The organism is Salipiger sp. HF18, assembly GCF_011806505.1.
Lineage (GTDB): Bacteria > Pseudomonadota > Alphaproteobacteria > Rhodobacterales > Rhodobacteraceae > Salipiger > Salipiger thiooxidans.
Genome location: NZ_JAATOS010000175.1, coordinates 1 through 7,907, shown reverse-complemented (window position 1 = coordinate 7,907; position 7,907 = coordinate 1). Strand labels below are relative to the sequence as shown.

Sequence of the window (7,907 nt, the reverse complement as noted above, 5' to 3'; positions counted from 1 at the left end):
GAGCCGGTTGCAGGTGGAGGCGCTGAACGCGCGGCTCGACCGGCTGGAAGTGGTGCTGGAGCGGCTCGAGAAGCGGCTCTGGCTGGCGGCCTACGGCGTCGCCGGAGTCATTCTCGCACAGGCGTTTCAGGGCGTGATGGCGGTGACCCCGTGACGGGTTTCGGGAAAGGGACTGTTATGGATCTGGAGCACAAGTTCTGCCGTTTCGACGCGGAGGTGACGGTGACCGAGGGCACGCGGATCGAGGGGTATGCCTCGCTCTTCGGGGCCTGCGATCAGGGCGGCGACATCGTGACGAGCGGCGCCTACGACGCCTCGCTGCAGCGGCTGGCGGCCGAGGGGCGGGCGGTGAAGATGCTCTGGCAGCACGACCCCGCCCAGCCCATCGGCGTCTGGGACGAGGTCCGCGCCGACGGCCGCGGGCTCTGGGTCCGCGGGCGGCTTCTCGAGACCATCGAGAAGGGCCGGGAGGCTGCGGCGCTGATCGCGGCGGGTGCCATCGACGGGCTGTCGATCGGGTATCGCACGCTGAAGGCGGCGAAGGACGAGAAGGGGCGCAGGCTCCTCAAGGAACTGGAGCTTTGGGAGGTGTCGCTGGTGACCTTCCCGATGCTGCCCAGTGCGCGGGTGGCGGCCAAGGGGGAGACCCCGGAAGAGGCCATCATGCGCGAGTTGGCGCAGGCGCTGGAGGGCGCGCGCCTGGACCTGGCGGGCGGCTGACGCGCGCCATTCACGAACGGGATCGAGATCATGACCAACTCCGAGACTGTTTCTCGGACCGGGGAAGACGTGTCCCCGGTCGCCCGGGTGAGCGCCGCGGTTGCGGGACTCGTCGGGGATATCAGGGCCTTGCAGGCCGATTTCCAGCTGAAGCTTCAAAAACAGGAAGAGCGACTGACCTTGCTTGACGCCAAGATGACCACCCACCGCGCGCGCCCCGCGCTGGCCACCACGGCCGAGACCTTTGCGCCGCACCGGAAGGCCTTCGATGCCTATCTGCGCACCGGCGACGACGACGGGCTGCGCGGCCTCGTGCTCGAGGGCAAGGCGCTGTCGACCGCGGTTGCCGGCGATGGCGGCTATCTCGTCGATCCGGTGACCTCGGAGACGGTGAAGTCGGTGCTCGACAGCACCGCCTCGATCCGGGCCATCGCCAGCGTCGTGACGGTCGAGGCGACCTCCTACGACGTGCTGATCGACCAGGGCGAGACCGGCGCCGGCTGGGCGGACGAGTCGTCGACCTCGTCCGAGACCGGCACCCCCACCATCGACCGGATCTCGATCAAGCTGCACGAGCTCTCGGCCATGCCGAAGGCGAGCCAACGCCTGCTGGACGACAGTGCCTTCGACATCGAGACCTGGCTCGCGGGGCGCATCGCCGACAAGTTTTCGCGCGCCGAGGCCGCGGCCTTCGTCAACGGTGACGGCGTCGACAAGCCCATGGGGTTCCTGACCCACGACACCGTCGACAACGAGATCTGGACCTGGGGCAACATCGGCTACGTGCCGAGCGGCACCGCCGGCGGGCTCGGCGACGGCGACGCGATCATCGACCTCGTCTATGCGCTGGGCGCCGAGTACCGCGCCAAGGCGTGCTTCGTGATGAACTCGAAGACCGCGGGCGCGCTGCGCAAGCTCAAGGACGCGGACGGCCGGCATCTCTGGTCCGACGGCATCGCCGCGGCGCAGCCCGCCCGCCTGCTGGGCTATCCGGTGCTGATCGCCGAGGACATGCCGGACATCGGCGCCGACACGGATGCCATCGCCTTCGGTGATTTCGCCGCCGGCTACACCATCGCCGAGCGCCCGGACCTGCGCGTCCTGCGCGACCCGTTCAGCGCCAAGCCGCACGTGCTGTTCTATGCCACCAAGCGGGTCGGCGGCGACGTGAGCGACTTCGCCGCGATCAAGCTGCTGCGCTGCGCCACGGCCTGAGCCTGACACGGACATGGGGGCGGAGATGATCCGCCCTCGTGGGGCGCGTGCCGGAACTGATTGCGTTGTCCAGCTGCTCCCCTCCGTCCGAGCAACGTGTGCGGCGCGCGCCCGCCCTGGCCCCAGGCCGATCCGACCGGCAGAGGATTGCGGAGAGAGATCATGATGTTGATGGAAGAAAATCAGGTGCCCGAAGCGGCGCTTCCGGTTGCCGCGCTGCGTCGCCATCTTCGGCTCGGCAGCGGGTTTGCCGATGGAGACGTGCAGGACGAGGTGCTGTCATCCTTCCTGCGGGCGGCGCTGGCGGCCATCGAGGGACGCACCGGCAAGGCGCTGATCCGGCGCAACTTCATCTGGACGCTGCACCGCTGGCGCGATCCGGAAGGCGCGTTGTTTCCGCTGGCGCCGGTCACCGATGTGGCGCAGATCTTCCTGTCCGACCGCAACGGGATCGCCGAGGAGCTCGAGGCCTCGCGCTATCGGCTCGAGGCCGATGCCCATGCGCCGGGGTTGCGCCCGATGAGCGCGGCGCTGCCGCAGATCGGGGATGGCGGCAAGGTCGAGATCCGCTTCACCGCGGGCTTCGCCGAGAGCTTCGACGAGGTACCCGCCGATCTTGCGCAGGCGGTGCTGCTGTTGGCGGCACATTACTACGAATACCGCGACGAGACCTCGCTCGGACAGGGCTGCATGCCGTTCGGCGTGACCGCGCTTATCGCGCGCTACCGCCCGCTGCGCGTGGGCTTCGGCGCATGAGCGCGCCGGTCCTGAACCGCCGCCTGCTGCTGGAGGCGCCGCAGACGGTGTCCGACGGTGCGGGCGGGCTGGCCGAGACCTGGACGCTGCTCGGCACGCTCTGGGGCGAGATCCGGCCACGCAGCGGGCGCGAGGCGCTGGGCGAGGCGGGGCCGGTTGCGGTCGGCATGTTTCGCATCACGCTGCGGGGGGCGCCGCAGGGCGCGCCCGAGCGGCCTGTGCCCGGCCAGCGGCTGCGCCATGGCGCCCGCATCTTCCGCGTTCTCGCTGTGACCGAGCGCGAGCCGGGTGGCATGTATCTGACCTGCGAGACCCGCGAGGAGGTGGCGGCATGAGCTACGCGATGTCGGCGGCGCTTCAGGCCGCGGTATTCCAGCAGCTCTCGGGCGACGGCGGCGTGGCCGGGCTCGTGGGCAGCGACATCTACGATGCGCTGCCGCCCGGCGCGCTGCCGGGGCTCTACATCACGCTGGGTGCCGAGACCGCGCGCGACGCCTCGGACGTCGGCGGAGCCGGCGCCTGGCACGACCTGACGGTTGCCGTGGTGAGCGATGCGGCGGGATTCCAGAGCGCCAAGACCGTCGCTGCCGCGGCCTGCGACGCGCTGAACGACGCGCCGCTGGCGCTGCAGCGCGGGCGGCTGGTGAGCCTGCGCTTCCTCAAGGCGCGGGCGAAGCGCGAGAGCGGCGGGCTGCGGCGGATCTCCATGACCTTCCGCGCCCGCGTCGAAGACGACTGATCCCTTCATTCAAGGAGCGAACGAGATGGGTGCCCAGAACGGCAAGGATCTTCTGATCAAGGTGGACCTGACCGGCGACGGTCAGTTCGAGACCATGGCGGGGCTGCGCGCCACGCGGGTGAGCTTCAATGCCGAGAGCGTCGATGTGACGACGCTCGAGAGCCAGGGCGGGTGGCGCGAGCTGCTGGCCGGAGCGGGCGTCAAGTCGGCCAGCATAAGCGGCTCGGGGGTGTTCAAGGATGCGGGGACGGACGAGCGTGCCCGGCAGATCTTCTTCGACGGCGAAACCCCCGATTTCCAGGTCATCATCCCCGATTTCGGCACCGTCGCGGGACCGTTCCAGGTGACCTCGATCGAATACGCGGGGTCGCACAATGGCGAGGCCACCTACGAGGTGTCCTTGGCCTCGGCCGGGGCGCTGCAGTTCGTGCCGGTTCCGGTGAGCTGATGGCCAATCCGTGGCGGGGAGAGGTGGCGCTGCAGATCGACGGCGAGCGCCACCTGATGCGGTTGACGCTGGGGGCGCTGGCCGAGCTCGAGGCGGGGCTCGAGGAGGGCTCGCTGGTCGAGCTGGTCCGCCGCTTTGAGGAGGGCCGTTGCAGCACTCGCGATGTGCTGGCGCTGATCGTGGCGGGGCTGCGCGGCGGTGGCTGGGACGGCACTGCGAAGGACCTGCTCTCGGCCGAGATCGCCGGCGGCCCGATGGCGGCGGCGCGGGCGGCGGCCGAGCTTCTGGCGCGCGCCTTCATGCTGCCGGAGGAGAGCTGATGCAGGGCTTCGACTGGCCGAATCTGCTGCGCGCGGGGCTCCGCGGGTTGGGGCTCCGGCCGGACGAATTCTGGGCGCTCACGCCCGCCGAGCTGCGGCTGATGCTGGGCGAGGACAGCGGCGAGGTGCCGATGGGACGGTCCCGGCTCGAGGAGCTGATCGCGGCCTTCCCGGATGAGGTGAAAGGAGAGGTTTCATGAGCGAATTCGAGAGGCTCGACGATCTCGATACGGAGATCGCGGCACTGGAGACAAGCCTTGGCTCGGCGGCGGGCATGGCGGCGCAGTTCGACGCCGAGATGAAGCGCATCCACCAGACCTTCTCGGCCACCGGGCGCAACGTGACGCGGCTGGAAAGCTCGCTGAGCAAGGGGCTGGGCCGGGCCATAGACGGGGTCGTGCTGGACGGCATGAAGCTGTCCGAGGCGCTGGACGTGGTGGCGCGCTCGATGATCGACGCGGCCTACAAGGCGGCGGTGCAGCCGGTGACGCAGCACGTGGGCGGCATGCTGGCAGGCTCGCTTGCGGGCATGTTCGGGGGGCTGTCGCTCTTCGCCAGGGGCGGCGCGTTCACGCAGGGCAAGGTGATGCCATTCGCCAACGGCGGCGTGGTGTCGGGGCCGGTGAGCTTTCCGATGCGCGGCGGCACCGGCCTGATGGGCGAGGCGGGCCCCGAGGCGATCATGCCTCTCACGCGTGGGGCCGACGGCAGGCTCGGGGTGCGGGCGCAGGGCAGCGGCCAGCCGGTGCAGGTCGTCATGAACATCAGCACGCCCGACGTGCAGGGCTTCCAGCGCAGCCAGTCCCAGATCGCGGCCAAGATGAGCCGGGCGCTGGGGCAGAGTGCGCGCAACAGGTGAGGTATGACAGATGAGCTTTCACGAGGTGAGATTTCCGGCGGACCTCAGCTTCGGCGCGCTCGGCGGTCCCGAGCGTCGCACCGACGTGGTGGAGCTGACCAGCGGCTACGAGGAGCGCAACAGCCCCTGGGCCCATTCGCGCCGGCGCTACGACGCGGGGCTGGGGCTGCGCAGCCTCGATGACATCGAGAAGCTGCTGGCATTCTACGAAGCCCGCCGCGGTCAGCTCTACGGCTTCCGCTGGAAGGACTGGGCCGACTACCGTTCATGCAAGCCGAGCGGGACGATCTTGCCCACCGACCAGGTGATCGCGCGGGGCGACGGTGCCACGCGGGCCTTCCAGCTGGTCAAGGTCTACCGCTCCGGCACGGCCTCCTACGCGCGGCCGATTTCGAAGCCGGTGGCGGGCACGGTGGTGGCCGCGGTGCAGGACGTCGAGATGCGCGAGGGCGTACATTTCGAGCTAGACCTGACCACCGGGATCATCACCTTCGCCGACGCGCCGATGACCGGGGTCGAGATCTCGGCGGGCTACGAGTTCGACGGGCCGGTGCGTTTCGACACGCCGGGCATCAACGTCAGCGTCGCGAGCTTCCAGGCGGGGCAGGCGCCCGACGTGCCCGTGGTGGAGGTGCGGGTCTGATGGGCATCGCGGAGCTTCACGACCACCTCGCGACGGGGCTCACCACGGTGTCGCGCTGCTGGGAGGTGACCCGAACCGACGGGCTGCGGCTGGGCTTCACCGACCATGACCGGGACCTGTCTTTCGACGGGCTGGTGTTCCGCGCCGACACCGGGCTCAGCGCCAAGGCGTTGCAGCAGGCGACCGGGCTCGCGGTCGACAACACCGAGGCCATGGGCGCGCTGCGCGACGACGCGCTCTCGGGCGCGGATATCGAGGCCGGGCGCTTTGACGGCGCAGAGGTGGTGTCCTGGCTGGTCAACTGGCAGGAGGTCTCGCAGCGCAAGATGCTGTTCCGCGGCACCATCGGCCAGATCCGGCGGTCGGATGGCGCCTTTCACGCCGAGCTGCGCGGGCTGACCGAGATGCTCAACCGGCCCATCGGGCGCGCCTACCAGCGGCCCTGCTCGGCGGTGCTGGGCGATGCCATGTGCCGCGCCGACCTCACCGAGCCGGGCTATTTCCACGAGGGCGCGGTGCTGAGCGTCAGCGAAAACCGCTCGTTCGGGTTCGGCCCGCTGGTGGGCTTCGAGGAGGGCTGGTTCCAGCGCGGTCGGCTGGTGGTGGTGAGCGGGGCCGCCGCGGGTCTCACTGGCCACATCAAGCGCGACCGGCTCTGGAACGGCGAGCGGCTCATCGAGCTGTGGGAGCCGCTGGGCGCCGCGGTGGTGCCGGGCGATGTGCTGCGGATCCAGGCCGGCTGCGACAAGCGCTTCGAGACCTGCCGGCTCAAGTTCAACAACGCGCTGAACTTCCAGGGCTTTCCGGACATTCCCGAGGAGGACTGGATGATCGTGCATCCCACTGCCGCCAAGAAGACCAGTGGCGGGAGCCGCCGCAATGGCTAGGCCCGAGGTGGTGACGGCAGCGCGGGGCTGGATCGGCACGCCCTACGTGCACCAGGCCTCGGTGCGGGGCGCGGGCTGCGATTGCCTCGGCCTCCTGCGCGGGGTCTGGCGCGAACTCATCGGCCCCGAGCCCGAGGTGGTGCCGCCCTACACCATGGACTGGTCCGAGCCGCAGGGCGACGAGGCCCTGCTGCGAGTAGGGCTGCGCCACCTGCACCGCAAGCCCCCGGGCGACGAGGCCCCCGGTGACGTGCTGCTCTTCCGCATGCGCGAGGGCGCCGTCGCCAAGCATCTCGGGCTGCAGGCCCGCACCGGGGCCGCGGCGAGCTTCATCCACGCCTACACCGGACACGGCGTGATCGAGAGCCCGCTCAGCCTGCCATGGCGCCGCCGCATCGCGGCGCGCTTTGCCATTCCAACGGAGAACACCTGATGGCGACGATCCTTTTCTCGGCCGTGGGGGCTGCGGTCGGCAGCGCCTTCGGCGGCTCGATCCTTGGCCTGTCGATGACCGCCGTGGGCCGCTTCATCGGTGCCAGCTTCGGGCGCGCGCTCGACCAGCGGCTGATGGGGCAGGGCTCGGAAACCATCGAGACCGGCAAGGTCGAACGGTTCCGGCTCAGCGCCTCGGGCGAGGGGGCGGCGATTGCGCAGGTCTACGGGCGGATGCGCATCGGCGGGCACGTGATCTGGGCGACCGAGGTCACCGAGCGGGGGCGGACAAAGAAGGCGGGCGGCGGCGGCAAGGGCACGCCCTCGGGGCCCACTGTGGAGAGCTACAGCTATTCTCTGAGCCTTGCGGTGGCGCTTTGCGAGGGCGAGATCAGCGGCGTGAACCGGGTCTGGGCAGATGGCGCCGAGGTGCCGGTCAGCGATCTGAACATGCGCGTCTATACCGGCTCCATGGACCAGCTGCCCGACCCGCAGATGGAGGCGATCGAGGGCGTGGGCATGGTGCCCGCCTATCGCGGCACCGCCTACGTGGTGTTCGAGGATCTCGCGCTCGAACCTTTCGGCAACCGCGTGCCGCAGTTCAGCTTCGAGGTCACCCGGCCGGTGCAGGATGACCCCGAGGACGTGCCCAACGCCATCAGCGGCGTCGCGATGATCCCGGGCACGGGGGAGTACTCGCTGGCGACCGAGCCCGTGTACCTGAAGTACGGGCAGGGGTCCTCGGGGGTGGTCAACGTCAACACGCCCTCGGAGCAGCCGGATTTCAACACCTCGCTCAAGCAGCTTACCGACGAGATGCCGGGCTGCCGCGCGGTGTCGCTGGTGGTGAGCTGGTTCGGTGACGATCTGCGCTGCGGGTCCTGCACC

The 7,907-nt window shown here is 69.9% G+C and carries 12 protein-coding genes and 1 pseudogene; all 13 read left to right on the top strand.

The genetic code is table 11. From position 1 onward, the window contains the following. The first annotated feature begins 177 nt into the window (after nucleotides 1-177). Nucleotides 178-720 (top strand): HK97 family phage prohead protease, encoded by a 543-nt coding sequence (locus tag HC022_RS14695; protein ID WP_167452946.1) that lies wholly within the window; start codon nucleotides 178-180, stop codon nucleotides 718-720. A 30-nt stretch (nucleotides 721-750) separates the two neighbouring features. Continuing rightward, nucleotides 751-1,935, top strand: coding sequence for a phage major capsid protein (locus HC022_RS14690; RefSeq protein WP_167452945.1), 1,185 nt, complete (start codon nucleotides 751-753; stop codon nucleotides 1,933-1,935). Nucleotides 1,936-2,097: 162 nt separating this feature from the next. After that, nucleotides 2,098-2,691, top strand: coding sequence for a head-tail connector protein (locus HC022_RS14685; protein ID WP_167452944.1), 594 nt, complete (start codon nucleotides 2,098-2,100; stop codon nucleotides 2,689-2,691). Further along, entirely contained in the window at nucleotides 2,688-3,026 is a 339-nt protein-coding gene (locus tag HC022_RS14680; protein WP_008885987.1) for a head-tail adaptor protein, read from the top strand. Before HC022_RS14685 ends, HC022_RS14680 begins: the two co-directional genes overlap by 4 nt. Then, the gene (locus tag HC022_RS14675; RefSeq protein WP_167452943.1) at nucleotides 3,023-3,430 is read left to right on the top strand and encodes a DUF3168 domain-containing protein; all 408 of its coding nucleotides are present in this window, start codon (nucleotides 3,023-3,025) and stop codon (nucleotides 3,428-3,430) included. Before HC022_RS14680 ends, HC022_RS14675 begins: the two co-directional genes overlap by 4 nt. 25 nt (nucleotides 3,431-3,455) lie before the next feature. After that, nucleotides 3,456-3,878 carry a phage major tail protein, TP901-1 family gene (locus HC022_RS14670; RefSeq protein WP_167452942.1) on the top strand — a complete coding sequence of 141 codons (423 nt, stop codon included), beginning with the start codon at nucleotides 3,456-3,458 and terminating at the stop codon, nucleotides 3,876-3,878. Then, on the top strand, nucleotides 3,878-4,198 hold the full coding sequence (locus tag HC022_RS14665; protein WP_040384146.1) for a gene transfer agent family protein: 321 nt from the start codon (nucleotides 3,878-3,880) through the stop codon (nucleotides 4,196-4,198). The genes HC022_RS14670 and HC022_RS14665 overlap by 1 nt, the downstream gene beginning before the upstream one ends. Beyond that, nucleotides 4,198-4,398: a rcc01693 family protein gene (locus tag HC022_RS14660; RefSeq protein WP_167452941.1), complete on the top strand. Its 201-nt coding sequence runs from the start codon at nucleotides 4,198-4,200 to the stop codon at nucleotides 4,396-4,398. Before HC022_RS14665 ends, HC022_RS14660 begins: the two co-directional genes overlap by 1 nt. Next, nucleotides 4,395-5,057, top strand: coding sequence for a phage tail tape measure protein (locus tag HC022_RS14655; RefSeq protein WP_089961889.1), 663 nt, complete (start codon nucleotides 4,395-4,397; stop codon nucleotides 5,055-5,057). The genes HC022_RS14660 and HC022_RS14655 overlap by 4 nt, the downstream gene beginning before the upstream one ends. Nucleotides 5,058-5,067: 10 nt before the next feature. Next, on the top strand, nucleotides 5,068-5,700 hold the full coding sequence (locus HC022_RS14650; protein WP_167452940.1) for a DUF2460 domain-containing protein: 633 nt from the start codon (nucleotides 5,068-5,070) through the stop codon (nucleotides 5,698-5,700). After that, nucleotides 5,700-6,587, top strand: coding sequence for a DUF2163 domain-containing protein (locus tag HC022_RS14645; protein WP_175583583.1), 888 nt, complete (start codon nucleotides 5,700-5,702; stop codon nucleotides 6,585-6,587). The genes HC022_RS14650 and HC022_RS14645 overlap by 1 nt, the downstream gene beginning before the upstream one ends. Next, entirely contained in the window at nucleotides 6,580-7,020 is a 441-nt protein-coding gene (locus HC022_RS14640) for a peptidase (protein ID WP_167452939.1), read from the top strand. Before HC022_RS14645 ends, HC022_RS14640 begins: the two co-directional genes overlap by 8 nt. Next, a pseudogene (locus HC022_RS14635) lies at nucleotides 7,020-7,907 on the top strand (host specificity protein); the annotation flags it as partial. The gene HC022_RS14640 and the pseudogene HC022_RS14635, both read left to right, overlap by 1 nt.

Bases quoted from the DNA above. Each gene is read 5' to 3' on its own strand.
- HC022_RS14640 (WP_167452939.1), top strand. From the start codon at position 6,580: ATGGCTAGGCCCGAGGTGGTGACGGCAGCGCGGGGCTGGATCGGCACG.
- HC022_RS14690 (WP_167452945.1), top strand. From the start codon at position 751: ATGACCAACTCCGAGACTGTTTCTCGGACCGGGGAAGACGTGTCCCCG.
- HC022_RS14680 (WP_008885987.1), top strand. From the start codon at position 2,688: ATGAGCGCGCCGGTCCTGAACCGCCGCCTGCTGCTGGAGGCGCCGCAG.
- HC022_RS14650 (WP_167452940.1), top strand. From the start codon at position 5,068: ATGAGCTTTCACGAGGTGAGATTTCCGGCGGACCTCAGCTTCGGCGCG.
- HC022_RS14675 (WP_167452943.1), top strand. From the start codon at position 3,023: ATGAGCTACGCGATGTCGGCGGCGCTTCAGGCCGCGGTATTCCAGCAG.
- HC022_RS14695 (WP_167452946.1), top strand. From the start codon at position 178: ATGGATCTGGAGCACAAGTTCTGCCGTTTCGACGCGGAGGTGACGGTG.
- HC022_RS14685 (WP_167452944.1), top strand. From the start codon at position 2,098: ATGATGTTGATGGAAGAAAATCAGGTGCCCGAAGCGGCGCTTCCGGTT.
- HC022_RS14645 (WP_175583583.1), top strand. From the start codon at position 5,700: ATGGGCATCGCGGAGCTTCACGACCACCTCGCGACGGGGCTCACCACG.
- HC022_RS14670 (WP_167452942.1), top strand. From the start codon at position 3,456: ATGGGTGCCCAGAACGGCAAGGATCTTCTGATCAAGGTGGACCTGACC.
- HC022_RS14665 (WP_040384146.1), top strand. From the start codon at position 3,878: ATGGCCAATCCGTGGCGGGGAGAGGTGGCGCTGCAGATCGACGGCGAG.
- HC022_RS14660 (WP_167452941.1), top strand. From the start codon at position 4,198: ATGCAGGGCTTCGACTGGCCGAATCTGCTGCGCGCGGGGCTCCGCGGG.
- HC022_RS14655 (WP_089961889.1), top strand. From the start codon at position 4,395: ATGAGCGAATTCGAGAGGCTCGACGATCTCGATACGGAGATCGCGGCA.